This is a genomic window from Myxosarcina sp. GI1(2024) (assembly GCF_053543375.1).
The window spans coordinates 40,266-67,025 of record NZ_JBKGTY010000003.1; the positions used below are offsets into that span (position 1 = coordinate 40,266).

Here is a 26,760-nt window from a genome sequence, read left to right on the forward strand (position 1 = left end):
AGTAGTTAACGGTCATTAACCATCGACCTTATTGAAATACTGCTGAATAGAAAATAACGCTTTACGAGATAATAGGAGTCTAGAGAGAAACTGCTAACGTCCTACGATTGACAACTTTTATTCTTACCTATTTTGTAATGTCACCATCAGAGCTTTTTATTGATGGATAATTACCGGAGTGCCAATTTTTGTCCAATCGAACAACCATCGAGCATGACTAACAGGAAGATTAACGCAACCATGACTGATCGGCGTACCAAAATTACTGTGCCAGTAAGCACCATGAAGAGCATAACCGCGATCGAAGTAAAGTACGTTGGGAACGTCGGGAATATCGTAGTCTGCACCGCGCATTCTATCTATGGCATATTTGCGTTGGATACTATATATTCCTGGGTAAGTTGGGGTTGCCGCTTTACCACTAGAAATAATCGTAGTAAAGACTCGCTCTTCCCCCGTCCAAGCAAATAAATGTTGTTCGGAAAGGTCGATCTCAATCCAATTTTTACTAGAATTTTTAAGGTTATCGATCTTTTGAGAGATTGCAGTCTCTAATGCTGGATGAGCCAAGACTGTATCGGACAGCAACCAAGAGTTACTAATAGTCAATGCTGCGATCGCACCAATCAAACAGGCAGTTCCCCGAGCGAAAAAAGCTGTTGCTCATAAACTTTTACCTCCGGTTAATCTTTCCTAGTTTTAAATTAACCTAATAGTTTGAGTAACTTGTGAAGATGTGCTCGGCAGTAGTTTGGCAGAGAACTAGCGATCGCCTCTTGAGTTGCATCAATTCCCAAATCTATCGGGCGATCGAGAACATTACTAATTTAAGTTTCAATTAACAAGGGTAATTTCCTTTTGACCGAGTGTTGTACTCTTCCATAGCCCAATGTAATAACCGCCGCGATCGCGGACAGATTTATCATCTTAGTAGAGTATCATTAGATCCTTATGGTAGTCATTTAGTTGCCATCAATAGGTTTAATCCTTCTTAATTTGCCTGCAACAGCCCAGTCTGAAACCAATAGCAACTGGCTCGAGGGAGACTTTAATTGGAACCAAGTTGGAGCTTCACTACCTCAAGCTCCTCCAGAAGAAGGGCAAAACCTTTCTAATTGTCAGCATACAATACGCTCTGCCGTCTTACCCGAAGATCGACTAGTGGAAGCTGCGGGCTTCTCTTTTACTTTACGAAGTCGATATCCAAACCAATCCACCCTTGCTGATACCTCAATTACCAGCAGATACGATCGCTGGTCCTACTCCCGAGTAAAACCGATCGAACGCTCGAAAGCTCGACCAAAATTTAGCTATCAGAATGAGCAAACACCACAACCGCTACAACGATAGCCAATAACAGCTAGTCATGTATTCTTCTCTGGTTCTCCACAGCAATTCTCATTTTGAAACCTGAACGGAAGAAAATAGAGGGTAAAAGATAAAAATTGGGAACTTGTTCGCGAAACTTTTTCGCGAACAAAGTCGAAGAGTTAATTGATTGTGAGTCAAAGTAAGCTCCGGAGCAGCTATCATCCCTGAGCAAGTTCGTTTTGAGCCATGAAAAAGCCAAGTAATACTTGGAACAACCAGCTATTACTTTGTAGAGCTATAAGGGGCGCGAATTGGTTCAGGTTCAACAGTCGCGAAATTTAGCTAGAGTTAACCCCGTCAGGTGCTTTTCCCTCCCTCAGCATAAACTCGAACAAAGTCTGCCAACTCTCAAACCATAAATATCTGGTCAGTGCCCGAAGCTCGTTGAAGAAGGTTTGGCGAGTAACCAACATGGAGCGAACGGCACGATAAGTGATGTGGATTAAATCCAGAGTGGTGTGGAAGAGATAGGCTAATAAATTAAGGCAAAATAGAAGTTCTGCCTGGTGGTTTTGACCGTGACCAAAATTATGTTCGAGATGATAAACCTTAGTTTTGAGAATATTATTCCCTTCATTTTCTACCTTCCAGCGTGCACGAGCAGCAGTGACAATCTCGGACACATTCTGGGCATGAATTTCATGGCAAGTAGCAAAGGCATTGTAGTATAGAGTTTTCTGGTTGCTGGTATCTGTTACCGTCACCTCACACCAGTTTACGTCCAGGGCTGGTTGGGTGGCTCTGAGGGGAATTTTATTCACAAAACGATAGTGATCAGACAAACGCTTTCGTCCATGGAACTCAATCTCGGTCAGAGTTTGCACTTCACCGACTCGTTCGAGGTAATCCACCCAGTCATAAACTTCTGGATGGGAGCTTCGCTTACAGACGAAGATAAAATGATAGCCATGGTTCAAAGCCTTTTCACAGATGGGTTGGTTACAGTAGAGGTCATCCCCAAGTAAAGTTACAGGCGGGTCTTGTGGCTCACAGGCATGGGCAGCAATCCAACGCTTGGCAGCAGCGTTTTCACAATCTTGTTTGTCGTGACCATCTTGGGGAGTGATGAATTCAGGTTCTAAACTGATGACCTGTGGTCGTCCTGGAGCCACTAATACTGGTGTTACAGCAGCGTGAAAATAGGTGGTGCTGCCGTTTTTATGTGTCTGATGGCAACAGTGACAGCAGTGAATCTTCTTGGACGAGAAATATTCAGTGCCATCGAGAGTCAGTAAAAATTCTCCACCAAAGCACTGATAGGGCTTGAGATTTCCCGTTTTTGACAAACCGTCATAGACGGAGCGAAAGACCCCAAACACCGTTGAAGCTGGCACCGGGTCGAGCAGGGTACGAATCTGATTATCACAGGGGATGCGCTCGATCCCAAACAGACTAGCCGCATTATCTCTCCCTTTCTGGGTTTTCATCAAGCGTTGATGGTCTAAAAATGACCTCGATTGCATGAAAAAGACCGAAAAAGCACTTTTTATCGCTTCTTCAACCCTATATTTGGTGTTATTGCCCTGTTTTCTTTCATCGGGCAGCTCATCTAACTCGTCGGTTAGCATCGATAATAATTCAGGCATCCCTATTGCTAAACCCATGTTGCCACTCCAGCGAAGGTTAATGCCTTTTACTTTAAGCTAATTGCCCCTTCTTGTTTTAGTTCTCTATGTTGAATAGAGAACTAATTCCCAATTCTTCTGCTTGTAACGATTCTGGACTGGGTTTCAATGTCATGAAATCTTAAAATGAGAATTGCTGGGTTCTCCAATTCCAGACATAACATAAATTTCAAGAGTTGTATAATACTTGTGTTTTGTAAGATATTTAATTATGTAAATAAACAGATTTCAAGTATTTATTAGGCAAATATTGACATAAATGAGCAAAATTATCAGATTAATATCCTTAGCTATCGGCTTATTAGCTTTTACTGTTACCACTCGAGTTAACGCCCAAACTCCCGTTCCCGATTTACAAGATTTAGTAGGTGTCAGAGGAAGCAGCGGAGAGGCTGAATTACAAAATCGAGGATATGAATTTATCCGCACCGACAAATCAGGAGACAGTGCCTATAGTTATTGGACCGAAAGCGGAACTGGAACATGTGTCACCGTACGAACGGAAAACGGACGCTATCAATCCTTAGTTTACGCTCCCTCATCGGACTGTGGTAAGGCTGAGACAACGGAATTGAGGACAGAAACTTTTGAAACTGTATGTGGAGTAATTGTTGACGGGCAAAACTATCGCTATCTCTGTGAAGCATCAGAGCAATACAGTGGCAACGACAAAGTCAAAACTACTTTAAGCTATCCTGACATCGAGCTTCAATTGACGTGGAAACCCAACAACCAAGTCGTAATCGATACAACTGGAGCATCAAGCATCGAAGCTAGTTACTTTACCTCGGAAGGAGAAACCGATATCTTTACCTCAGAAAAGACTTATTTCTATATCTCTGATAAAGAAATGGCAACTATGGAAGTACAAAATTTCCAACCTTAACATCGAATATTAAAGTAAAATCCCATTATTCTTAGCATGAAACCAATTTATGTCTTTCTGATTGCGCTTGCCACAGGACTTGTCGGTATTGGAGTTGGATTTATTTTAGGTGGACGACTTGGCAGTACATTAGGACTTGGTGGTGGCGTAGTATATGGCGTTTGTGTTGCTACTGAAACTGCCAAAGACGAAGGAATATTAACTCAAGCACAAAGCGATCGATTGCTAGAGCAAATCAAACTAAGAGCAGGTTCCGATTTTAATTTACAATCCGAACAAAACGTTAACACTAGCAGTAGCTAGCTAATTAAAAAACTTTGTTATTTTTATAGTTAGCTTTTTGGATGAGGAGATGAAGAATTGAACGGCATGACAAAAGTTATTAAGCCTCTATCAAGAATTATATTTGGTTTAACTTCTACTAGCTTAATGGCAACCACTGCAACTTTACTTGAATGTATCAGTGCTAGATCGAGTTTTAGTGCCGAAGCAATAAAATTATCTGTAAATAGCCCTTTAGAAGTTTCTTTATCTCTTGATTCTTTAAAAACGTTTGCCGAAACGGGTAAAATAACGGGAGATCTCAAATTGTTTAGTTTGGTTTTAGACGACAACATGATGGCGGAGTTACGTCAAGGACTCCAGCTTAGTCTAAATTATGATGTCAGGCAGGTTTATAATTTAACCTATTCACCCTTGGGAAGAGAAGCTTTAGAGCAAGTAGGAAAAATAGTTCGTTTCAGTCATCAGCGTAATGGATTTTATGGACTTAGAGCCGCCTTAATTGGGGCTGCTGCTAATTCTAATAGCGAAGGTTGGACGATTCTCGATGCGATCGCCCAGTTTCCTACCAAAACTATTGAAATCAATGCCCGAGACTTACTCCAACTAAAAAATACCTTAAATGTCTATTTAGAATACAATCGAGCGGCTGTCGCAGCAATTGAAACTCAAGCCAGAACTGAAGCAAAATCGCAGTCAGGTTTAATTCCAGAAAATCTGTCCGATTTGAGTCGACTTGGAACATACAGCTATAGGCGAGAAACTATTACAGTTACTAATCCTGCTTTACGTCAAACGGAAAAAGGGCTTGCTGTAAACTATGAGTTTGACGTAGATGCCTATATACCTCAAGGATTGAGCCGAACTGCCCCAATTGTCATTATCTCTCACGGATTTGGCTCGACTAAAGAAAATTTTGTTTTTATTGCCGAACATTTAGCTTCCTACGGCTTTGTGGTCTTGGTTCCCGGTCATGTGGGGAGCGATCTTTCCTATCGTGAAAACTATCTTCAAGGTAAACTTAATACGCTGCTTAGTCCAGTGGAGTTTCTCAATCGTCCCCAAGAAATTTCTTTTTTAATCGATCGCTTAGAAGAATTAGCTGACACCAACTCCCAATGGAAAAAGCTGCTAAATTTAGAGCAAATTGGCGTAATGGGGGATTCTCTGGGTGGTGCTACCGCTCTTTCCCTGGCTGGAGCCGAGATCGATTATGCTCGTCTGATTGAAACCTGCGATCGAGAAAATGTGATTTTGAATTTCTCGTTATATCTACAGTGCCGCGCCCAATACTTACCCCCAGAAAATTTTAATTTAGGCGACCCCAGAATCAAAGCGGCATTAGCGGCTCATCCTCTAGCCAGCGGCATCTTTGGACCAGAAGGCATGAGCTCCATTGACATTCCGCTAATGATAACTGCCGGCAGTAACGATTTAGTAGCGCCAGTAGTTACAGAGCAAATTCATCCCTTCGTCTGGGTTAACTCCAAACCTAAGTATTTGGCTTTGTTCAAACCAGGTACTCATTTTTCCACCAGCGAACAGAGTGCCGAGGGAGCAGAATCGATTCCGGCATTTCTGATGGGAAAATATCAAGAATTTGGGCGGGAATATTTTAAGGGATTGAACGTCGCCTTTTTTGAGACTTACTTGCGCGAGCGCTCTGAATTTTTACCCTACTTGAGTGCGGCTTATGCCCAAGATATCATCAGTCGAGACAAGCCTATGGCTTTGGAAATCATTCAGTCCCTAACTCCCGAAGAATTAAAACAAGCCTATGGCAAAAAACCGCCCACACCTATTATTCCCGCTCCCGTCGAATCGACAGTTGCTCGACGAGAAGTGAGCATTCTCGATCGAATACAACGTACTGGAGTACTAAAAGTAGCAATGCGTCGTGATGCTCCTCCCTTTGGTTACATCGACGAGGGACAACAATGGACTGGTTACTGTAGTGAGTTAGCTATCGAACTTCAAGAACATTTAGCTAACAAGCTAGGTTTAGATTTAGATATAGAGTTAGCAGAATTACCTTCTACTTTAGAAAATCGCTTTTCTCTGATTCAAGAGGACACAGTTCATCTCGAATGTGGTCCTAATAGCATCCGTCAAGATGTCGAAGGAATAAGTTTTTCCATTCCATTTTGGACGACAGGAACTCGTTTCTTGAGCAAAAAAGAGCTCGAAACCGAAATTAATCCCAATCTACCTCTAGAAGGTTTACAAGTGGGAGTTTTGAAAAATACCACCACTGAAGAATTTATTCAGTCTAATTATCCTCAAGCCGAGGTGGTATATTTTGATGGTTCTCAAGGACGAGCCGAAGCTATTAAAGCAGTTGCCGAGGGGCAGATAGATACTTTTGCTAGTGATAGTATTCTCTCTTTAGCAGAAATCTCTCGCCAAAATTTATCAGTGGAGGATTATGTCTTGCAACCCAAATTGCCTTTGACCTGCGATTTCTACGGACTGATTTTACCCAATGACGATCCTGAGTGGCGAACCACAGTCAATGAATTTATTGCTAAATCATCAACCCAAAAAGTTATGGATAAATGGTTTAGTAAATTGTATTCAAATGAATTAAACGATTTAGAAAACTGTCTCAATCGTTAATTTCCCTAACTATCAAATTTAGATCGATATAATTGTTCTAATAAATCGGCTAGTCTATAGCCAGCCAAGACGATCTGTTTTTGAGCTGCTATTTTAGCTTTGTCGATATAATCTGGCGGTAAAACCGTACCATCGTCTCGCTTTGTACTTCCGGCTAAAGAACCATTGAGATAGGCAACCTGTTTGGCTAATTCAAAGCTTTCAACTGAAGCCCAGCGCTCGCATTCTGTTTCAGTTAGTTCGGGTAAGCGATCGCGCCTGAGATTGGGTAAAAGGCGAAGTCTGGTCGCTCGATTGCTTACTGTCTGATATTTAGTAGAACTTCCTACTAGATCGTCCCAGAACTTATGCAGGCTGATAGTAGTTCGATTTTGTGGCTTGACTTTGATATAAAATCTCGTACCACCGCGATCGCCGTCGGGGAATTGTTCTGTAAACAAAGTAGTAGTATGAAGGGGCTGATGTACGTCGCCGACTAAGTGAAAGAGCCAACAAAGAGCGATCGAACGTTGTGTAACATTAGCATTAGCATCAGTTAAAACCTCGAGATTTTGAGCCAAAGCAGTCAAAATATTTTCTGGATCGGGTGAGTTCGTCGTAACTGATGCTGTTACTGTGTCTGGTTTATAGGGGAAATTAATATAGTGCCATTTAGGGTGGTCGTAACGGTCGTCGCCACGAATCTCGTCCGACCATCGGGTAGCTAACATAAACAACAGTTGTTGTCTTGCTGATGGTTCTACTCGAGCGAGTTGTGGTCGCCATAACCTTTCAGCTTCGGGATTGGCTTCGAGTAGCTCTATGATTCTTTCAGTAGCGATAGGATTGTTTTGTTCTAATTCTCGATAAGCGATCGCGCCTGTAGTCATGTGACCCGCTCCGTTCCAAGCCCATGCTGGTAATGGTTGCCAGAGGAATATGAACGCTAATGATAAAATAACTAAACGTCTCATGGTTTGCTCGTTGCCTTGCTTAATTACTCATTTAAATTTTCCAGCTTGGCTAATAGTTGGAGTGTCCGATCGTCTGGTTCGCCCTGGAAATACTTATCGAGGACGCGGACGAACACCGAGTCTGATGATACACTAGAAAACAGCGTCATAGACGATTTAAGTTTGAGCTCGTCAGGGTAGCCAAAGATTTCTGAAACCGATTTTCCTTCAATGCCAAGAATTGCTTCAGCGCATTCTCTCAATCTCGCTCCGAGGATGGGATGATTGAGATATGCCAGAGCTTCTTCTTTGGTGTCGATCGCGTAGTATTTCGATGTCGGACTCTGTCCTAAACCCTCAAGCTGCGGAAATATGTACCACATCCAATGGGTTTTTTTTGACCATTATTTAACTCTGCTAAAGCGCGATCGTAGACTTCTTTTTGTGCCCTAATGAAACGACTTAAACTAAAGTTTGTACTCATAGAGAATTGACACTCCCGTCCCTAAAACCGAGAAATTCTTCTTTCATCTAGCAACCTGAGATAGATAAAATAAATTATCAAACTCAATCATTTAAAATTGATGGCTCAATTGTCTACCAGGGTAACGCTCTACATATTAAACATAATTTTAGCTCTATTTTTGGGGATGGCGATCGCCAGTCTGGGTTTGGGAAGTGTCGCTTGGATTTTTGGTGGGATGGGTGCGGGTATAATAGGAGCTAAAAGTTATCAAACTATTACCCACAAATCTCTCCAACCCAATAGGGGTGCCAGAAAAATCGGACAGGCTATGGTCGGTCTATCCATCGGATTTGCGATCGCTGATAGTAATTTGCTGGCTGCTTCATCTCGGTTGCCACTGTTTATTTTTCTCACTTTATTCATGCTATTTTGTGGTAGTGGTATCGGTTATTTTTATGCTCGTATCAGTCAAACTAACTTGCTCAACGCAATGTTGGCTACAGTTCCTGGTGGAGTAGCAACCATGTCTAGTATTGCTGCCGATTATGGTAGAAATGTTTCTCAAGTAGCGATGGTGCAAACGCTGCGGATCGCTAGCGTAATTTTAATTATTCCTTTGATAGCTGGTACATTTGGAACTACCGTTAACGATACATCGTTTTCTCTAACAGACTATCGAGTAGATCCCAATCCCGTTTATTTGTGTTTATTAGTTTTAGCAATTATTTCGGCAGGGTTGGGAGTAAAACTTGCCAAGAAATTGCGTATTCCTGCGGCTTCTTTTTTCGGTACTTTAATCGTAGGAATAGTGTTTAATTTGGCGATCGCTTGTCTGCCTTGGGTTAGCAATTTTAATTTTACTCCACCTCAAATTATCAGTTTAATCGGACAAATACTATTAGGAATTACTGTTGGGGAAGCGTGGAGCGATCGCGTAGCTCTTCAGACAAAAAATATTTTTCATGCCTCAATTTCTGTAGCCTTGACTATCGCCAGTGGATTTGTGGCTGCGACTATTGCTACTTTAATTACTTCCTGGGATTGGTTGACCTGTATGCTGGTAACCGCACCGGGAGGCTCCACAGAAATGATTTTAGTCGCTTTGGCATTGGGACATAACCCAGAAATCGTTACCGTCGCTCATTCCGTCCGCCTGATGGCTCTTAATTTATCTTTACCATTGTGGATATTTTTGTTTCGCTATTGGGAAAAACGAACGATTAGTCATTAATAAATTGTCATTAGTCAAAAAAATTGAAAATAGCCTAAGCGGTATGAATGGAGTGTAATTAAAAGTGATGGTTTCAGGCGATCGAGCCAAACACAATCGCTCTTTTTCAAGTAATGTAAATATTTTTATGGCGGACACAAGTTTGTTGCTATTCTAATTCACCAAGCTTTCAAGATTAAATTTTTTTGTCGAGTGTATGTATTCGATTTATTAGTAAAAGACTATGCAGATGCGATCGCGCCTCCTGCTTTTTTTAGTAGCTTTAATACTCGTGCTGATTGGATTTATGGCACAAGCCGGCTTTGCTCAAGATCCATCTTCTGGGGACAGTCAACCTCAACAGCCTAGTGCAGTTTTAATTGAAAACGTGCGGATATTTGATGATACCTCCGAGCAACTGTCTGCTCCCTCTAGGGTGTTAGTGGTTGGTAACCAAATTGAGAGGATTTCTAGCGAGCCTTTTTCCCTACCAGTGGAAACTAGCCCGACCAGAATTAATGGCGAAGGTCGAGTACTGATGCCTGGGCTGATCGATGCTCACGTCCATTTGTTTATGGAGACGACGCCAGTTGCAGAACTTCTCTCACCCGAGACCTCAGAGGAAGCTTTATTTCAGAATGCACGAGCAAACGCCACCGCCATGCTCATGCGTGGGTTTACTAGTGCTCGCGATATGGCGGGACCGGCTTTTGGGCTGAAGCAGGCGATTGACCGGGGCGAGGTAGTCGGACCACGTATCTGGCCTTCGGGGGCAATGATCTCCCAGACTGGTGGTCATGGTGACTTCCGCTCGCTCGAAGAGCTTCCCAGAACGCCTACTTACAAACTAAGTCGGGCAGAAAAATATGGCGTCGGAACGATCGCTGATGGAGTACCTGAGGTACTTCGCAGAACCCGCGAACAATTGATGCAGGGAGCCAGTCAAATCAAGCTGGCGGCAGGGGGCGGTGTTGCTTCTGCCTACGACCCGATTGACGCCAGTCAATACACCGAGGAAGAGCTGAGAGCGGCGGTGGAAGCGGCTGAGGACTGGAACACCTACGTAGCAGTCCATGCCTATACCCCCAGGGCAATTCAGAAGGCAATCCGGGCTGGGGTAAAGTCTATCGAACACGGTCAGCTAATGGATGAAGAAACCGCCCAAATTATGGCGAAAAATGATGTCTGGCTCAGTATTCAGCCCTTTCTTGACGATGAAGATGCTAATCCCTATCCAGAAGATTCCCCCAATCGGGCTAACCAACTGCGGGTGGCAGAAGGGACTGACAATGCTTATAATCTAGCCAAGAAATACAATCTCAAAACTGCCTGGGGTACTGACAACTTATACAGCTCCAAAGGAGCCGCTCGACAGGGGGCAAAACTGGCAAAACTGGTGCGCTGGTACACTCCTGCTGAAGTGCTGAAGATGGCAACTAGTACCAATGCTGAATTACTGGCGTTGTCTGGTCCTCGCAATCCCTATCCAGGAAAGTTAGGTGTTATTGAAGAAGGTGCGCTGGCCGACCTGTTACTAGTGGACGGCAATCCGCTGGAGAACATCGAGTTAATCGCAGACCCGGAGAATAATTTCCTCATGATTATGAAAGACGGGGTAATTTACAAGAACGACTTGAGCTAATGGAAGATTTAGCTTGTCAATCGCTCCAAGGTCGTATATTCATATTAATTTACAAAACAGATGCTTAAGCGCTCGCATCTGTAAATTTCCCATGTTATTCGTGACAATAATTATAAACGGTGGCTTTAGCTACAAGAGCGATGGCAATTTTTGCTAGTTTATAAGATAACCGAGATTTGTCGGTCTAGCCTCATAGTAGTTAATAACTTCAAATATCTATCTCCAGAAGATTTGAATTGACTTTTTATCCACAGCGTTAATCGTTAGTAAAGGAGAAATTTGATGCCATTCGTAACCATTCAAATTGCCAAAGGTCACTCCGTAGAAAAAAAGCGCGAACTAGCTAAGGCAATTACTGATACTCTAGTTTCTAGTTTGGGAACCAAACCCGAATGGGTAACAGTTCATATTGATGAATTCGAGCGCGAAAATTGGGCAGTCGGTGGAGAATTACATATCGATAAGCACTCTGGTAGACACAAAGAAAAGGTTAAAAATTAAAGCATTAACTGTACTGTTAGTCATTAGAATAATATTTAAGCTCGAATGAAAAAAGACTTCAAACAATGGAACTGACATCAACAGATGCCGAACAATTGGCACTAGAATATTTTCTCGAAGATTGGCAAATTCCCGAAGACGACCGCGATTTTTTTATCCCTCTCAATTCTCGCGATGTAGACAATCGCTGGTATGTAGTGGAGATTGGTGTAGAAGGTTTGCCCGATAAATGGGTAATTCAAGTTTACGATGAAACCAAAGATTGCGATCCTTGTTTTACCTTCGTCTCACCAATTGAAGCTTCAGAAAGCGAGACGGGATTGGAAGAAATGCCAGAGAGTATTGCCGAAATCTTGCGCTCGGAACGTCAAAGTTTTGTCAATAGTCAATAGTCATTAATCATTGGTCATTGATTTTTACTTTAATAACAAAAGACAAAGGACAAAAAAATGATCGATCCAACTGAAGCTGAAAAGCTAGCTTTTGAATTTTTAACTACCGAGTGGAATGTACCATCAGAACATCGCGACTGGTTTACCATAGTTTCCTCTCGTACTCTCGGAGAAGATGGCTACGATGTCGAAATTGCGATCGATGGTTTTCCCGATCGCTGGATCGTAGAAGTATATGATAATGGTAAATGCGAGCCTTATTATGAATTCACCTCACCCATTAGAGATTCCGAAACCAACAGCGATCTCGAAGACTTACCCGATTGGATCGCACAAGTACTAATAGCAGAAAGGAAACATAGATAGTAGTTAATTGTCATTAGTCATTGGCGAGGGACCCGGCGGATATTTCATCCAAATTGCAAACGCGCGAGCTAGTCATTGGTCATTGATTTTTACTCTGATAACAAACAATGAATGACAAAAAGATGAAAACAGCAGATTGGTTGGTTAAAGAAGATGGTATTTGTAAACTATGTCAATCGGTGCGCGAGTGGGATTTATTAGCCGAAGAATATCGACTGTATCGTTTTTTGACCGAAGTAGAAGATATTATTAGATTGGCGGCAGTAGAAGGAATCGACGAAGAAAGTTCTCTATCGGGACTGCGGATGTTAGTTAGAAAACTGGTTCTTAACTGCTATACAATCAAAACCCGACTACCAAAACCAGATCGCAGTAGTGGAATTTCGGTAGTCATGCTGTACGATGAATTGGGATTGCCCCTGACTATCCAGACAGAAATGAGTTTGCCAGGGAATACTTCACCAATCCACAATCACGGCACCTGGGGTGTAGTGATGGTTCTACAAGGCAAACAAAAAAATACTTTCTGGAAACGCAATCCTACTGCCCAATTTCCCCACAGAATCGATCGTGTCGGCGAGAGAATCATCGAACCTGGCGATATTATTAGTTTTACCACCGAAGCAATTCACAGCATCGAAGCAGTGGGAGATGAGCCAACAGTAACTTTTAATTTATATGGAGAGACTCATAGTAGTAAAAGATATCAGTTCGATCCCGACAAGCAAACTGCCAAACATTTTTAATTTAAATATGTAGTTAGTGGCTATTGGCAATCCCTTTTTGGATCTTAATTACAAACCTCCCTTAAAATCTTTCGGTAATGAATATTGCGATCGCGCTCAAGCCAAATATTTTTATTTTTTCTATGCTCTATTCAATATGAATATTAAATAAATAAATACCAAGAAAATTGAATAATTTGGCAACTATAGAGAAGACGAGTGTCAATAAAAATAAAGAAGATGCGTACTGTTGAGCGTATACAAAGAATTATTAAAGCAAACATAAACAGCAGTTTAAACAACCCAGAAAAATCGCTAGACAAACACATTAACATTAAAGAAATGGAAACAACTATAAATCAGTTTCGTAAGTCTATTGTCCAAATTTCAGCAGCAAAAAAAACCAATGCAGTAAAAATATAGCCACAGCATATTATATTAGAAATAACACGTTGCTGCTATTGATGCTGAATTAGAGGAGTTGAGAAAGCAACTAGATACTTGAATTTTTTTAATATTTCTAGTCTTTTAATTGTTCTTTCACCTTTGCACCTTTGTGTGAAATAATCTTTACAGACAAATTCATCATTTGAAACTCAGCAACAGATAGCCTCCCCTTTTTCTCGAAGACAACCATATAATAAAACTTATGTAATTTATTCTGTCGATCGGCAGTCGCTAGCAATGGACAGTCTCTTTCTCAATCGCCTTAATAGCCCTAACCGTCCCATACTCGTTTTTGATGGCGCGATGGGAACCAACCTACAGGTACAAAATCTTACCGCAGCCGATTTTGGTGGTGTAGAATACGAAGGATGTAATGAATATTTAGTTCATACCAAACCAGAGGCGGTAGAAAAAGTGCATCGGGGTTTCCTCGAAGCTGGTGCGGATGTAATTGAAACCGATACCTTTGGCGGCACATCCATAGTTCTGGCTGAATATAACCTCACCGATCGAGCTTACTATCTCAATAAAACCGCCGCCGAACTTGCCAAACAAGTCGCTACAGAATACTCCACACCGGAAAAGCCGCGTTTTGTCGCGGGTTCTATGGGACCCGGTACAAAGCTACCCACTTTGGGACATATAGATTTTGATACCCTTCGCAATGCTTATGTAGAACAAGCAGCAGGGTTGTATGACGGTGGCGTAGACTTGCTGTTAGTAGAAACCTGTCAGGATGTACTGCAAATTAAAGCAGCTTTAAACGCTATTGAAGAAGTATTTGCCGAGAAAGACGCGAGACTTCCCCTAATGGTTTCGGTGACCATGGAACAGATGGGAACTATGTTAGTCGGTACGGAAATTGATGCGGCACTAGCTATATTAGAACGCTATCCTATAGATATATTGGGTCTAAACTGCGCTACGGGACCCGATTTGATGAAAGAGCATATTAAATATTTGTCTGAACATTCCCCTTTTATCGTTTCCTGCGTACCCAATGCTGGTTTGCCCGAAAACGTGGGCGGACAGGCACACTATAAACTCACGCCAATGGAACTAAAGATGGCGTTAATGCACTTTGTGGAAGATTTGGGAGTGCAAATAGTAGGTGGTTGTTGCGGTACGAGATTCGATCATATTCGGGCTTTGGCAGAGATGACGAAGGATTTAACCCCGAAAGAACGTCATCCTCATTACGAACCTGCGGCAGCATCAATATACAGTACGCAACCATATGTTCAAGATAATTCTTTTCTCATTGTCGGTGAGAGATTAAACGCCAGTGGTTCTAAAAAATGTCGGACTCTGCTAAATGACGAAGACTGGGATAGCTTAGTATCTTTGGCTAAATCTCAGGTCAAAGAAGGGGCACACGTCCTCGATGTCAACGTAGACTATGTCGGTCGAGATGGCGAACGGGATATGTACGAACTGGTATCCCGTCTGGTAAATAATGTGACTCTCCCTCTGATGCTTGACTCTACCGAGTGGACGAAGATGGAGGCGGGGTTAAAAGTTTCTGGTGGTAAGTGTATTCTCAACTCTACTAACTACGAAGATGGAGAAGAAAGGTTCTATCAAGTACTAGATTTAGCCAAAAAATACGGTGCGGGAGTAGTGGTCGGTACCATTGATGAAGATGGGATGGGACGTACTGCGGATAAGAAATTTGAGATTGCCAAACGCGCATATGAAGCAGCGGTTGCCTCTGGTATTCCTCCCCACGAACTCTTTTTCGATCCGCTAGCGTTACCCATATCTACAGGTATTGAAGAAGACAGAGAGAACGGCAAGGCAACTGTCGAGGCAACTAAAAGAATTAGAGAAGAATTACCTGGTTGCCATATACTTCTAGGAGTTTCTAATGTTTCTTTTGGTTTGAATTCTGCCGCCAGACAAGTCTTAAACTCTGTATTTTTATATGAATGTATGCAGGTAGGATTGGATGCAGCTATTGTCAGCGCCAGTAAGATTTTACCCTTAGCCAAAATCGAGGAAGAACACAAAAAGATTTGTTTGGATTTAATTTACGATAGGCGCGAATTTGACGGCGATGTCTGTACCTACGATCCTTTGGGCGAACTGACGACTTTATTCGCAGGTAAGAAAACTAAAAAAGCTGAAGCAGTCGATAAGAATTTACCCATTGAAGAACGTCTCAAGCAGCATATTATCGACGGAGAAAGAATTGGTTTGGACGAAGCTTTAGATGAGGCGATGCAAAAATATCCCCCTCTAGATATCGTTAATACTTTCTTGTTAGACGGCATGAAAGTAGTTGGCGAACTATTTGGTTCGGGACAGATGCAACTTCCTTTCGTGCTTCAGTCGGCGCAAACTATGAAAGCGGCAGTAGCGCATTTAGAACCTTACATGGATAAGGAAGAATCCAACGGTAGCGGTAAGGGGAAATTTGTAATTGGTACGGTAAAAGGCGACGTTCACGATATCGGTAAGAACCTCGTCGATATCATTCTTTCTAATAACGGTTATAAGGTAATCAATCTCGGCATTAAGCAACCCGTAGAAAGTATCATTCAGGCATACGAAGAACATCACCCAGACTGCATCGCCATGAGTGGTTTATTAGTGAAGTCTACCGCCTTTATGAAAGATAACCTAGAAACTTTTAACGAGAAAGGTATTACCATTCCCGTTATCTTGGGTGGTGCGGCGTTAACTCCCAAATTCGTCCATCAGGATTGTCAAAATGTCTATAAAGGTAAAGTAGTTTACGGTAAAGATGCCTTTGCCGATTTGCATTTTATGGATAAATTAATGCCTGCCAAAGCCGATGGTAATTGGGACGATTTGAAAGGTTTTTTGGACGAACTAGATTCTAGTAACGGCAATGGCAACGGCGTTAGGGGCGAACAACTGTTAACCCCTACAAAAAATGAAAATGCCGAAGAACTACCGTTTGAAGGTGAAAATCGGGATAAAATTTTTGTAGACGAGGCAAGTAAAAAGGAAGAACCCGTCGTCATAGATACCAGACGTTCCGAAGCGGTGGCTTCAGACATAGAACGTCCTACACCTCCTTTCTGGGGAACAAAGTTATTAAAACCCGAAGATATTCCTCTAGAAGAAGTATTCCCCTATCTAGATTTACAAGCCTTATTCGTCGGACAGTGGCAATTCCGCAAGCCCAAAGAACAGTCTAGGAAAGAATACAATGAATTTTTAGCGAAAACAGTTCGGCCAATTTTGCAAGAATGGAAACAAAAAGTCGTAGCGGAAAACCTGTTACATCCCAAAATAATCTACGGTTATTTTCCCTGCAATGCCGAAGGAAACACTCTGCATATTTACGAACCTACAGACGAAGGATTTGTCAAACCCATAACCTCATTTGAATTTCCTCGACAGAGTTCTGGTAAACGCCTCTGTATCGCCGATTTCTTTGCCACTAAAGAATCAGGACATATCGATGTCTTTCCGATGCAGGCGGTAACAGTAGGAGAAATTGCTACCGAATACGCACAAAAGCTATTTAAAGACGATAAGTACACCGAATACCTCTACTATCACGGTATGGCGGTACAGATCGCAGAAGCTTTAGCAGAATGGACTCACGCTAGAATTCGTAAAGAGCTAGGGTTTGCATCCGAAGAGCCGGATAACATCAAAGATATCCTGCAACAACGCTATCGCGGTTCACGCTATAGTTTTGGTTATCCTGCTTGTCCGAATATCCAGGATCAATACAAGCAACTGGATTTACTCGATACTTCCCGCATCAATATGTACATGGACGAAAGCGAGCAACTCTATCCGGAACAGTCTACCACGGCGATCGTCGCTTATCATCCCGTGGCAAGATATTTTAGTGCTTAGTCAAAATATAGCAATTCTTGTATAGACGGCGTTATCTATGATTTGGAGGAACATATTTATTAAAGACACTGTAGAGCGTTTCTAACCGCGACACATAACCCAGACTATACATTACATAAGTTATTGGTGTTCGTGAAAAAGTTGGTACAAACTTGTAACAATCAGGACTTACGCAGTTGAACGAAATTTCGTTGTTTGAGCAGCGAGTTTGCAACGGTAAATCTAGGTTTACAATGCTGAAGTGCGTAAGTCCTGAAAATAATCAAAGAGGGATATTGTTTCAGTAGTCAAAAAAATCCGAAACAATTATCCTGTAAGATTTTTACCCCACGAGCGCGGTAGGATTCGAACCTACGACCTACAGAACCGGAATCTGTTGCTCTATCCCCTGAGCCACGCGCCCTCATGTTTATTTAACCATAACATTAATTATCTAATTTGAGAGACAGAAAAATTAATGCAAAAAGCGCGATCGCGCCGGCAACTCCAATTACTCAATTCCTGGAGCGATCGCGATAACTACTTCTTCTGTGCTTAATTTAATTAGTTTTTCCCCAGTGCTATTTTTATCTAATAAGGGAATTTCGCTGACGGGAAAGGTCAGGCGACGCTCCCTATCAGTAATTATTACCAAATTATCTAGAGACTGGTGCGAAATTGCTCCAACCAGAACATCTCGTTCTTCGGCAAACTGAATTGCTTGAGTACCAATATCACCGCGATTAGCCAGTCTTAGAGTATTTACTGGCAAACCTTTGACATACCCCAACTGAGACACCAAAACGATTGTCTCTTGGTTGGTAACCGCACAACAACCAGCCAACTTTTCTCGGACGCGCAGTCTGATCGCCTTATTACCCTGGGCACTGCGTCCCATCGTTGGAATCTGAGCTTCATCTACTGGCAGGCGCAAAATCCTCCCTCCGGTCGTGGCAATCGCCACTTCTTCCGTTTCCCGAGTAAAGCAAAAATATTTTAGACGATCTCTTTCTTTAAGTTTGATTAAAACCAAACCTCGATTGCCTAAAGCTTCCAATTCAGAAGCCGGTAGACGTTTAATAATTCCTTTTTCGGTCAACATCACCAAATCCAGACCACTAGTATCTTCCGGAAGAAAGAAATGAGCCAACGTGCGCTTGGCATCTCTTTGAGCCGCTGGAGATAACAGCTCGACGGCAGTTTGGTTAGTAGTTTCGAAGGCGGAGGGTATATCCTCAATTGCAATGGGATAGGCTTTGCCGCTATCGGTAACTACGATTAGTTTTTGACGTTCGCCGATTGGTTCTCGATGGGTGACAAAATCGGCACCAGCTTTTACTGTCAGATTGGAAGTTTGCGCTTTCTCCGAGGGATTTTGCCAATAAACACAGCCTCGATGAGTAATTTTAATCTTGGCATTAGCAGAGCGTTCGAACATCATCAACTTATTGTGTTCTTCGGACTCGGGGCGATTCTCAGTTTTTGTTGATGAGTCTGACGATTTAGCTGCGACTATTTTCTTTTCGGCAGTGGGAGAGACATTAACGATTCGGGTACGTCTATCGTCACCGAATTTGCGCTTGAGAGCGCGTAACTCTTTTTTTAGGGCTTTGAGTAGCTCATGGCGATCGCCGAGAACTTTATTTAGCTGGGCAATACTAGCCTGTAACTCTTCGGCTTCAGTCTCTAACTTCTGTCGTTCCAAACCCGTCAGACGACGCATGGGCATCGCTAAAATTGAGTCGCCCTGTTCGGGACTAATGCCTAGTTCTTCTTCTAGACGAAACTTGGCGGTAGTGCCATCGGGAGCATTACGCAATATATCAATAACACGATCGAGATTATTTAAAGCAATTAATAAACCTTCTACTAGATGAAGTCTGCGCTCGGCTGCTGCTAATTCGTGACTGTACTGTCTGGTTAAAGTTTGTTCGCGGAAGTTTAGAAACTCCGTTAGCAATTGACGCAATGAAAGCTGAACTGGCTGATTATTCACTAGTGCCAGTAAAATTGCGCCAAAGTTAGTTTGCAAAGTCGTCTGACGATAGAGCTGTTGTAAAACCTGTTTGTGTTTGGTCTCTCGTTTTAGTTCGATTACTACTCTCAGTCCCTGGCGATCGCTTTCGTCTCTAATATCAGAAATTCCTTCGATGCGTCCTTGATTGACGAGATCGGCAACTTTTTCAATCCAACCAGCTTTATTTACCTGATAGGGCAGTTCTGTTACGACAATTGCCTGTTTTTCTCTGCGTCTTTTCTTTCCGGAAGTAAGTGTTTCAGCTTTGGCAACTCCTCGAACTTTGATAATTCCTTTGCCGGTGAGATAGGCATCTTGAATCCCCTTGGTTTCGACAATTTCTCCCCCGGTAGGAAAATCGGGACCCGGAATTAGCTGCCATAATTTTTCATCCGAGATGTCTGGTCGATCGATCAAAGCGATTAAACCATCAACAGTTTCAGATAAATTATGAGGTGGAATATTAGTCGCCATACCTACAGCGATCCCCGCACAGCCATTAAGCAATAAAATTGGCAACTGCGCCGGTAAAACTACGGGTTCTTGTTGCGAACTATCGAAGTTATCGCTGAAGTCTACCGTTGCCTCGCTAATTTCATCGAGCATCCCTTGATATGCTATGGGAGCCAGTCTTGTTTCCGTATAACGCATAGCGGCCGGAGGATCGTTGTCGATCGATCCAAAGTTACCATGACCGTCAAGGAGAGGATAGCGAGTGGCAAAACTCTGTACCAATCTCACCAAAGCATCATAGACCGACTGGTCGCCATGAGGATGATATTTTCCCAAAACATCGCCGACAACACGAGCACACTTGCGATAGGGGCGATCGGGAGTAAGTCCCAGTTCGTACATGGCATATAAAATTCGCCGATGTACGGGTTTGAGACCGTCCCTCACATCGGGCAAAGCCCGCCCGACAATGACGCTCATTGCATATTCTAAATAAGACCTCTCCATTTCTCGGTGAAGAGGGGTAGGGATAATTTGACCAGTCCCTAATAAGTTAAGCTGTTTTGCCATTAATTTAAAAGCCTCCAAAGGTTATGGGAAATATCCCGCAGCAAATTTAAGTCGAGCTTTTACCAATAAGAGTTTACGAAATATCTTGCAATATGTTCATAACAAAAAGAAAGTTTGCTATCTGAATTTTTTAAGCCACAATTATATAGTATGTTTTTAACTAAAATCCGATCTGAGCTTAGTGGGATGCAGGTTCGCTTGACCCACGTTCAGAGGAGGACGCTTCGCCCATTGCGTTTTTCTTTGACCGTTAGTCCAGATTCGGAAGTTTTCTCCAAATTAGACCTTCAAAGTTTAAGTGGGCACGACTGCCGCAACGGGGAAGATCTTGCCGTGGAAATGCGCATACGCACTGGGCACGGCAGTTTGAGTTGCTCAGTTGAGAACTCTTTAAGCCCTGGGGAGATCGGCGCTCGAGATCGAGGTGGGGGAGTAATCTCTAACTCAATTTATCATTAACTTATTTTTGACAGTAAGTTTTTTATAATCTAAAGTTTTTTTGGCTATCATCTATGACCACAGTTTTGATTGTAGAAGACGATCCGATAAATTTTCGGGTTTTCTCCAAAATACTAACAAAAAAAGGCGGTTTGCAGGTAGAAGGTACTGAAAACGTCGAAAAAGTTTTACAGATGGCTCAATCGGGTAATATAGACGCAATTTTGATGGATGTTTCACTCGCTAACAGCATCTATCAAGGAAAACCAGTAGATGGGATCGAGATTACTCAAATGCTGAAATCCAACCCGCAAACCGCTTCATTGCCAGTTATTTTAGTTACCGCTCACGCTATGCAAGGCGATCGCGAGAGTTTTCTCGAACAAAGTGGCGCAGACGGCTATATTTCCAAACCCATAGTCGATCATCAACAGTTTATCGATCGCATTATGTCTCTCGTTAGTCGTTCATAAATTGCTCGGTTTGTTTCTCGATTCTTTAAGTACACAAGTTCTATATTAGATTAAAATCTAGTAAAATCAGCTTTGTACGCCCCGTGTGTAATTAAAAACGCGCTAAAATCTCAGCTTGAGGTCTATCCTGTTACTAGTTGCTATGACTTGGTAAATTTTTGTTACACCAAAGCCAAACTTAGTCTGTAAAAAGAGAAGGGGAGGAATAAAAAAATCCTGCCCCTTATAGCTTCAAACTCTCTGATAGGGACTGGTCAGTCTTTCTAACTGACTGACTAATAGACTTAGAAACAAACCGACATCGGTCACTACCCCAATAGATTCGACGGAACCGCGATCGCTTAACTTGGTAACTACAGCAGGATTGATATCGACACAAACCATTTTTACCCCTGCAGGAGTCATGTTACCCACGCCGATAGAATGGAGCATGGTTGAGAGCATCAAAATCATATCCGTACCTTCCAAGAGTCTGGCGTATTCTGCTTGGGCTTTAATTAAATCCATTTGAGTATCCGGGAGGGGTCCATCATCGCGGATCGAACCTGCCAGACAGAAGGGAACGTTATGTTTGACGCACTCGTACATAATACCTCTAGTTAGCAGACCTCCTTCTACGGTGGCGGCAATGCTACCGTAACGACGCACGGTATTAATTGCCTTGAGATGGTGACGATGACCTCCTCTAACAGGTGTTCCTTTTTGCAAATCTACACCGAGAGAAGTTCCCATTAATGCCTGTTCGATATCGTGAACGGCGATCGCATTACCCCCGAGTAATCCCTGAATATAGCCTTCGCGAATTAACCGGGAAAGATGTTTGGCACCTCCGGTATGAATTACTACTGGTCCTGCAGTCACGATTACTTTACCGCCGCGATCGCGAATTTGACGCAATTCCCACGCTATTTGTTCGACTACCAGTTCGACTCGCCTTTCGCTAGATACACCGGCACCCATAAAGCTAAATTCATCATTAGTCCGTTTTTCACGAGAGCTGGCTTTCCTCACGGTACGAATACCTTCTACTCCTACTACTACGCGATCGCCTGCTTCTAACTCTCTTAAAAGCTTACAGCGGGCAATGGTTTCTCTGGCAGTTTCACCCACCACAATTGCTCCATCCATCCGTTGATTTTGCACTCGGATCCACTTGCCATCGACCCTGACTTCTGTAGGATAAATGGTGGAAACATAGAAATCATCGGGAGCAACTCCCTTTTGAGTACAGGTTTCGGTAATAGCATCCCGTTCTTCTTGAGGAGCGGCAACGGCACCCAGGTCGATCAACCCACTCATGATTTCTTCCATCACCTCGCCATTGGGGGCGGAGATTCGCACCTCGGCAGCAGAAGTACTCTGTCTTTCGATGCCCAGGTTAAAGTTAAGAACTTTAAAACTACCGCCGTTTTCTACCACCAAGTCTAAGGAGCGGTTCATGATCCCAGCGTCCAATAAATGACCTTCTAGCTCGATTACTCTAGTTTCGACGGGAGTACTAGCGTGAACTTCTTCGAGTACGGGTTCGGTAATTCTCAAGGTCAAACATTTTGCCGCGCCTCCTGCTTTGAGAAATTCTGTAAGAGGAGTTTCAATCGCGGTAAAACCAGCATCTGCCAGACGCCGTTTGAGACCGTCGCTAGCCTTATTCATCACTACGGTTTGTTCGATGTTGACCGAATTGCAGGCAAAGTTAACGGCGTCGGTTTCGCCGATGGCAATCCGTTTGGCTTCTGGTACTCGTTTTTCGATCAGATGGTTGGAATAAAAATCAAATGCCCCAGGATAGTAAAGCAAATACCCGCCAGTCAGAGGGCAAAAACAAGTATCGAGATGATAGAAGCGCTCGTCAATCAAACGCAGCGATAAAACTTCAATATCGAGCCATTTGGCAATGTAGGGATGGGAGTCGAGTTCAGAACGAAAACCATAACCAGCCCAGAGCCAGCGTCCTTCACGATCTAATAGGGCATCTCCTGCCCCTTCAAAGGGTAAGTCTTGAGGCAATTCAAAAACCTTAAACCCGTTGTCCTCAAACCATTTTTTAAAGTGGGGTTCTTCCCTCTGGCGTTCTGGATGGTAAAAGCGGCTGAGAACTACGCGATCGCCTAACACTAAACCCGCATTGGCGGTAAAAACCATGTCGGGTACGCCTTGTTGTGGCTGAATTAAATCGAAAATTGCCAAATCTTTTAGGGTATGGTGTAACTTAGTCCATTGTTCGACGGCGCGATCGCGTGAAGATTTATGGATGTTCCCTTCCATCCAAGGGTTGATTACATAGTCTACGTCGTAGTGGTCGGGAGCGCACATCAAAATGCGAATTTCTTGGTTCATCATCAAATTACTTACTGTGTGAGTGTATCTAAAATATTTACGTCGAGCGGTTGGGTTTTTCTTGCCCGTCGATGTTACTCTGACAAAGTACAAATAAATAAAGAATCTTGCTTAATTAATACCAACCATTAACAATAATATGTAACTGAGACAGATGGTCAAAAAATATTCAAAATCTAAAATATAATCACCTAGCCAATGGTTTTACCAATTATCTGATGTTAATCAATCTCGATTTTATTTTGGAAAACAGCAGTACCAGTTATCCAGAAGCTTTCAAACCTTTGGTGGCTGGTAGAATTAGGAAACGTTTGGGAAATGCAGCCGGACTGACTAATTTTGGGGTTAATCTGGTAGAGTTGCAGCCTGGAAGTCGCTCGGCTCTAAGACACTGGCATTCACATCAAGATGAGTTTATTTATATCATTCAGGGTGAAATTACTTTAGTCACTAATGATGGAGAAAGAATTTTAACCGCAGGGAATATGGCTGGTTTTCCGGCAGGAGAACCCGACGGACATCATTTAATCAATCGCTCAAATTCTATAGTAACTTATTTAGAAATAGGCGATCGCACTGCCACCGATACGGTTACCTACCCCGACGATGATTTAATTGCCAAACGTACCGATGAGGGGACTATTTTTACTCATAAACATGGTAGTTTGTACTAAACTTATTACAATTAACCAGATCGAGGAAAAAAGGGCAAAGGTTAAGGGGAACAGGTTTTTATTCTTCATTTAATTTTTGCATTTGTATCTTGACAAACACGCGAACTAGCCAACTAAATGGATCGATGGAATACTGAGCTTTACGAAGAAAAACACAGCTATGTTTGGCAAAATGGCGCTAAAGTTTTAGAATTACTCGCTCCTTAGCAAAAAGAGCAGATACTCGACTTGGGTTGCGGTACGGGACAGCTAACGGCTGCAATTGCGACGACTGGGGCAGAAGTAGTCGGGATCGATAATTCGGAGACAGTGATCGCCAAAGCTAGAGAAAATTTTCCTCAAATTGAATTCAAACTAGCCGACGGTACGAATTTTCATTTTGACAAGCCTTTTGATGCGGTGTTTTCTAACGCTGCCCTTCATTGGATACAGCCACCAGCAGCAGCGGTTAAATGTATCTGGCACTCCTTAAAGCCACAAGGACGTTTGGTTGCTGAGTTTGGCGGTAAAGGTAATGTCCGAGAAATTATTACCGCTTTTAATTCCGTAGTAGATTCACCATACAATCCTTGGTATTTTCCTAGTATTGCCGAATACAGTACGCTGTTAGAACGAGAAAGTTTTGAAGTTGTCTATGCTACTTTGCGCGACCGCCCGACCAAACTAGCGGGAGAAAGAGGTCTGGCCAACTGGTTAGAGATGTTTGCGGGTAGTTATTTAGCGCAATCTCCTGCTACTAAAACCGAACTAATCGCTCGAACCGAAGCAAAATTGCGATCGCGTTTTTACCGAGAGGGCAACTGGATCGCCAGTTATCGTAGAATTTGCCTCGTGGCAATAAAAACAAAGGAAGAAGTTTGAACGAAGAGGGAAGAAGGGTAAGCATTATTGGCAGATATCATTTAAACTTCTGAATAAAAATCCCAACCTGACAAAAATCTAGTGAAAATAATTTATAGGCTATTATCAGCAAACTCGATACGTAGTTTGCTACAGATAATCGTTTTAGCAATTGTTTTTGGCATTATTTATTTACAAGATCCTCTCTATGAGGGCAATCAAAACACTAAATTCTTACATGGACTTGCTAATGCAGGTTTGGGCTATCTCGATCGCGACTGGTTGGCAAATACTCTAGATCCCTTGCCAGCTTTTAGTAAGTTGGTCGAACTTAGCTACCTTTACTTTGGCGAAATCTCGTTTTACATCTATCAACTTTTATGCCTTGGTATCTACCTTTATAGCCTGCTGGGAATTACCTCCGAAGTGTTTGGGCTTGCCAAGCAGCCCGCACAGTATCTGCTTAACGCTACGCTGCTAATTTACAGTCATATTATTGCCGTTGGCATTGGTAACGAAAATAACCTTCAAGAATACCTGCATCAGGGATTTGCCGAGCAGTTTATCATCAGCCATCAATTTCAGCCCAGTACCTTGGGGGTGTTTTTGTTGCTGTCAATCTATCTATTTCTGAAAAACTATTCTTGTTGGGCGATCGCGCTGCTGGCTTTAGTTTGTACCTTTCATCCCGTCTATCTTCCTACTGCGGCATTCTTAACCTTGACCTATATGGTCATGACCTATGTTAGAGAACGAAACTTAAGAAAAAGTATTTTGATGGGGTTGTTATGTTTGCTGTTGGTGCTTCCTGTAGTTTTATACACGCTCGTAGTTTTTAACCCGACATCTTTAGAGATCTGGGAACGCTCGCAGGCAATTATTGTCGACTTTAGAATTCCCCATCATTCTCACCCAGAAATTTGGTTGCGCTATCCTGCAACAATCCTGCAAATATCGGTAATAATTTTGGGATTGCTTGCTGGGATTAATACTCGTATCTTTTTTATCTTGGCGTTCCCGTTGCTGTTGGCCACTTTAATGACAGTATATAAGCTAGTTGGTAGCAGTGACACTTTGGCATTTACCACACCCTGGCGAATTTCTGTGGTTTTAGTACCTCTATCTACCGCCCTAATTATTGCTAGATTGGTTTGGTTACTGTTTGCCAAATTTACTTTCCTATCTCGCTATCGTCAAGGAGCGATCGCCTTTTGTGTCTCAGCTTTAACCATTTTATTTGTCAGTCGCGCTGCGATCCAAATTGAAGAATTGGAGTTAGACGATAATACTATTCCTGTGATGAACTATGTGAGAACTCATAAGCAAGCTGAGGATATTTATTTAATGCCAGTGCAATCAGAAAATATGCTGGGACTGACAAAACTTCAAAAGTTTCGTTTGTACACTGGTGCGCCAATTTTTATCAATTTTAAGTCCCATCCCTACAAAGATATTGAAGTTTTAGAGTGGTACGAACGAGTGAACTTAGCCCTTCAGTTTTATGAGGCTCCATCGAGCGATCGCGCCTGTGAAGTTCTTGATTTTCTAGAGTCTGAGTATCACCTTACCCATGTAGTTGTAAAGCAGGAAGACTTTAAAATTGGCTGTCCTCGCTTCCAGAAGCTTTTTCAAGACGAGTTTTACGTTTTGTATGCTATTGAAACTACTAAATAAATTG

Annotated in this window: 21 protein-coding genes, 1 tRNA gene and 1 pseudogene; 16 read left to right on the top strand and 7 right to left on the bottom strand. The window is 42.5% G+C overall.

What is annotated here, in order from left to right:
• Positions 1–156: 156 nt before the first annotated feature.
• Positions 157–630, bottom strand: a complete 474-nt coding sequence (locus ACLFKQ_RS13825) for a L,D-transpeptidase (RefSeq protein ID WP_449000400.1) — start codon at positions 628–630, stop codon at positions 157–159.
• 366 nt (positions 631–996) lie between these two features.
• Between ACLFKQ_RS13825 and ACLFKQ_RS13830 the strand changes: the two genes are divergently transcribed.
• A complete protein-coding gene (locus ACLFKQ_RS13830) occupies positions 997–1,350 on the top strand; it encodes a hypothetical protein (RefSeq protein WP_449000401.1) in 354 nt (117 codons plus the stop codon).
• Positions 1,351–1,649: 299 nt separating this feature from the next.
• On the opposite strand, the gene ACLFKQ_RS13835 is transcribed toward ACLFKQ_RS13830, so the two are convergent.
• Positions 1,650–2,975 carry an ISNCY family transposase gene (locus ACLFKQ_RS13835; protein WP_448998174.1) on the bottom strand — a complete coding sequence of 442 codons (1,326 nt, stop codon included), beginning with the start codon at positions 2,973–2,975 and terminating at the stop codon, positions 1,650–1,652.
• A 280-nt stretch (positions 2,976–3,255) separates the two neighbouring features.
• Here ACLFKQ_RS13835 and ACLFKQ_RS13840 point away from each other — a divergent pair, with 280 nt between their 5' ends.
• From ACLFKQ_RS13840 to ACLFKQ_RS13850, 3 genes are all read left to right on the top strand, one after another.
• Positions 3,256–3,882, top strand: a complete 627-nt coding sequence (locus tag ACLFKQ_RS13840; protein WP_449000402.1) for a hypothetical protein — start codon at positions 3,256–3,258, stop codon at positions 3,880–3,882.
• Between the two features lie 36 nt (positions 3,883–3,918).
• Positions 3,919–4,185 (top strand): hypothetical protein, encoded by a 267-nt coding sequence (locus tag ACLFKQ_RS13845; protein ID WP_449000403.1) that lies wholly within the window; start codon positions 3,919–3,921, stop codon positions 4,183–4,185.
• 66 nt (positions 4,186–4,251) lie between these two features.
• Positions 4,252–6,780 carry an alpha/beta hydrolase gene (locus ACLFKQ_RS13850; RefSeq protein WP_449000404.1) on the top strand — a complete coding sequence of 843 codons (2,529 nt, stop codon included), beginning with the start codon at positions 4,252–4,254 and terminating at the stop codon, positions 6,778–6,780.
• Positions 6,781–6,785: 5 nt separating this feature from the next.
• Here ACLFKQ_RS13850 and ACLFKQ_RS13855 read toward each other — a convergent pair whose 3' ends face one another.
• Together ACLFKQ_RS13855 and ACLFKQ_RS13860 are read right to left on the bottom strand one after the other, a co-directional pair.
• Entirely contained in the window at positions 6,786–7,733 is a 948-nt protein-coding gene (locus ACLFKQ_RS13855; protein WP_449000405.1) for a S1/P1 nuclease, read from the bottom strand.
• Positions 7,734–7,756: 23 nt separating this feature from the next.
• Positions 7,757–8,196 (bottom strand): annotated as a pseudogene (locus ACLFKQ_RS13860) (DUF1810 domain-containing protein).
• Between the two features lie 100 nt (positions 8,197–8,296).
• On the opposite strand from ACLFKQ_RS13860, the gene ACLFKQ_RS13865 reads away from it, so the two are divergent.
• The 8 genes from ACLFKQ_RS13865 (at position 8,297) to metH (ending at position 17,301) form a co-directional block, all read left to right on the top strand.
• On the top strand, positions 8,297–9,409 hold the full coding sequence (locus tag ACLFKQ_RS13865) for an AbrB family transcriptional regulator (protein WP_449000406.1): 1,113 nt from the start codon (positions 8,297–8,299) through the stop codon (positions 9,407–9,409).
• Positions 9,410–9,638: 229 nt separating this feature from the next.
• The gene (locus tag ACLFKQ_RS13870) at positions 9,639–11,030 is read left to right on the top strand and encodes an amidohydrolase family protein (protein WP_449001033.1); all 1,392 of its coding nucleotides are present in this window, start codon (positions 9,639–9,641) and stop codon (positions 11,028–11,030) included.
• Positions 11,031–11,312: 282 nt separating this feature from the next.
• Positions 11,313–11,531, top strand: coding sequence for a tautomerase family protein (locus ACLFKQ_RS13875; protein ID WP_449000407.1), 219 nt, complete (start codon positions 11,313–11,315; stop codon positions 11,529–11,531).
• Between the two features lie 65 nt (positions 11,532–11,596).
• Entirely contained in the window at positions 11,597–11,923 is a 327-nt protein-coding gene (locus ACLFKQ_RS13880) for a hypothetical protein (protein ID WP_449000408.1), read from the top strand.
• A gap of 57 nt (positions 11,924–11,980) precedes the next feature.
• On the top strand, positions 11,981–12,289 hold the full coding sequence (locus ACLFKQ_RS13885; RefSeq protein ID WP_449000409.1) for a hypothetical protein: 309 nt from the start codon (positions 11,981–11,983) through the stop codon (positions 12,287–12,289).
• Positions 12,290–12,411: 122 nt separating this feature from the next.
• Positions 12,412–13,035 (top strand): cupin, encoded by a 624-nt coding sequence (locus ACLFKQ_RS13890; protein ID WP_449001034.1) that lies wholly within the window; start codon positions 12,412–12,414, stop codon positions 13,033–13,035.
• A gap of 219 nt (positions 13,036–13,254) precedes the next feature.
• The gene (locus ACLFKQ_RS13895; RefSeq protein ID WP_449000410.1) at positions 13,255–13,437 is read left to right on the top strand and encodes a PspA/IM30 family protein; all 183 of its coding nucleotides are present in this window, start codon (positions 13,255–13,257) and stop codon (positions 13,435–13,437) included.
• 261 nt (positions 13,438–13,698) lie between these two features.
• Positions 13,699–17,301 (top strand): methionine synthase, encoded by a 3,603-nt coding sequence (metH, locus tag ACLFKQ_RS13900; RefSeq protein WP_449000411.1) that lies wholly within the window; start codon positions 13,699–13,701, stop codon positions 17,299–17,301.
• A gap of 330 nt (positions 17,302–17,631) precedes the next feature.
• Here the strand turns inward: metH and ACLFKQ_RS13905 are convergent.
• Positions 17,632–17,704: transfer RNA gene (locus ACLFKQ_RS13905), tRNA-Arg, on the bottom strand.
• Between the two features lie 87 nt (positions 17,705–17,791).
• Positions 17,792–20,320: a DNA gyrase/topoisomerase IV subunit A gene (locus tag ACLFKQ_RS13910; protein WP_449000412.1), complete on the bottom strand. Its 2,529-nt coding sequence runs from the start codon at positions 20,318–20,320 to the stop codon at positions 17,792–17,794.
• A gap of 512 nt (positions 20,321–20,832) precedes the next feature.
• Here ACLFKQ_RS13910 and ACLFKQ_RS13915 point away from each other — a divergent pair.
• On the top strand, positions 20,833–21,231 hold the full coding sequence (locus tag ACLFKQ_RS13915) for a response regulator (protein WP_449000413.1): 399 nt from the start codon (positions 20,833–20,835) through the stop codon (positions 21,229–21,231).
• A 231-nt stretch (positions 21,232–21,462) separates the two neighbouring features.
• Here ACLFKQ_RS13915 and argZ read toward each other — a convergent pair whose 3' ends face one another.
• Complete coding sequence (argZ, locus tag ACLFKQ_RS13920) at positions 21,463–23,568, bottom strand: bifunctional arginine dihydrolase/ornithine cyclodeaminase (protein WP_449001035.1); 2,106 nt, start codon at positions 23,566–23,568, stop codon at positions 21,463–21,465.
• A gap of 218 nt (positions 23,569–23,786) precedes the next feature.
• Here argZ and ACLFKQ_RS13925 point away from each other — a divergent pair, with 218 nt between their 5' ends.
• The 3 genes from ACLFKQ_RS13925 to ACLFKQ_RS13935 all read left to right on the top strand — a co-directional run bounded on the left by ACLFKQ_RS13925 (position 23,787) and on the right by ACLFKQ_RS13935 (position 26,756).
• A complete protein-coding gene (locus ACLFKQ_RS13925; protein ID WP_449000414.1) occupies positions 23,787–24,242 on the top strand; it encodes a cupin domain-containing protein in 456 nt (151 codons plus the stop codon).
• 219 nt (positions 24,243–24,461) lie between these two features.
• Positions 24,462–25,103: a class I SAM-dependent methyltransferase gene (locus tag ACLFKQ_RS13930; protein ID WP_449001036.1), complete on the top strand. Its 642-nt coding sequence runs from the start codon at positions 24,462–24,464 to the stop codon at positions 25,101–25,103.
• Positions 25,104–25,229: 126 nt separating this feature from the next.
• Positions 25,230–26,756, top strand: a complete 1,527-nt coding sequence (locus ACLFKQ_RS13935) for a DUF6798 domain-containing protein (protein WP_449000415.1) — start codon at positions 25,230–25,232, stop codon at positions 26,754–26,756.
• Positions 26,757–26,760: the final 4 nt, after the last annotated feature.

What these genes read in the sequence shown, in the direction of transcription:
- ACLFKQ_RS13845 (WP_449000403.1), top strand. Translation starts at nt 3,919, where the DNA reads ATGAAACCAATTTATGTCTTTCTGATTGCGCTTGCCACAGGACTTGTC.
- ACLFKQ_RS13865 (WP_449000406.1), top strand. Translation starts at nt 8,297, where the DNA reads ATGGCTCAATTGTCTACCAGGGTAACGCTCTACATATTAAACATAATT.
- ACLFKQ_RS13880 (WP_449000408.1), top strand. Translation starts at nt 11,597, where the DNA reads ATGGAACTGACATCAACAGATGCCGAACAATTGGCACTAGAATATTTT.
- ACLFKQ_RS13915 (WP_449000413.1), top strand. Translation starts at nt 20,833, where the DNA reads ATGACCACAGTTTTGATTGTAGAAGACGATCCGATAAATTTTCGGGTT.
- ACLFKQ_RS13870 (WP_449001033.1), top strand. Translation starts at nt 9,639, where the DNA reads ATGCGATCGCGCCTCCTGCTTTTTTTAGTAGCTTTAATACTCGTGCTG.
- ACLFKQ_RS13910 (WP_449000412.1), bottom strand. Translation starts at nt 20,320, where the DNA reads ATGGCAAAACAGCTTAACTTATTAGGGACTGGTCAAATTATCCCTACC.
- ACLFKQ_RS13855 (WP_449000405.1), bottom strand. Translation starts at nt 7,733, where the DNA reads ATGAGACGTTTAGTTATTTTATCATTAGCGTTCATATTCCTCTGGCAA.
- ACLFKQ_RS13925 (WP_449000414.1), top strand. Translation starts at nt 23,787, where the DNA reads ATGTTAATCAATCTCGATTTTATTTTGGAAAACAGCAGTACCAGTTAT.
- ACLFKQ_RS13885 (WP_449000409.1), top strand. Translation starts at nt 11,981, where the DNA reads ATGATCGATCCAACTGAAGCTGAAAAGCTAGCTTTTGAATTTTTAACT.
- ACLFKQ_RS13890 (WP_449001034.1), top strand. Translation starts at nt 12,412, where the DNA reads ATGAAAACAGCAGATTGGTTGGTTAAAGAAGATGGTATTTGTAAACTA.
- ACLFKQ_RS13840 (WP_449000402.1), top strand. Translation starts at nt 3,256, where the DNA reads ATGAGCAAAATTATCAGATTAATATCCTTAGCTATCGGCTTATTAGCT.
- ACLFKQ_RS13875 (WP_449000407.1), top strand. Translation starts at nt 11,313, where the DNA reads ATGCCATTCGTAACCATTCAAATTGCCAAAGGTCACTCCGTAGAAAAA.
- ACLFKQ_RS13835 (WP_448998174.1), bottom strand. Translation starts at nt 2,975, where the DNA reads ATGGGTTTAGCAATAGGGATGCCTGAATTATTATCGATGCTAACCGAC.
- ACLFKQ_RS13850 (WP_449000404.1), top strand. Translation starts at nt 4,252, where the DNA reads ATGACAAAAGTTATTAAGCCTCTATCAAGAATTATATTTGGTTTAACT.
- ACLFKQ_RS13895 (WP_449000410.1), top strand. Translation starts at nt 13,255, where the DNA reads ATGCGTACTGTTGAGCGTATACAAAGAATTATTAAAGCAAACATAAAC.
- metH (WP_449000411.1), top strand. Translation starts at nt 13,699, where the DNA reads ATGGACAGTCTCTTTCTCAATCGCCTTAATAGCCCTAACCGTCCCATA.
- argZ (WP_449001035.1), bottom strand. Translation starts at nt 23,568, where the DNA reads ATGAACCAAGAAATTCGCATTTTGATGTGCGCTCCCGACCACTACGAC.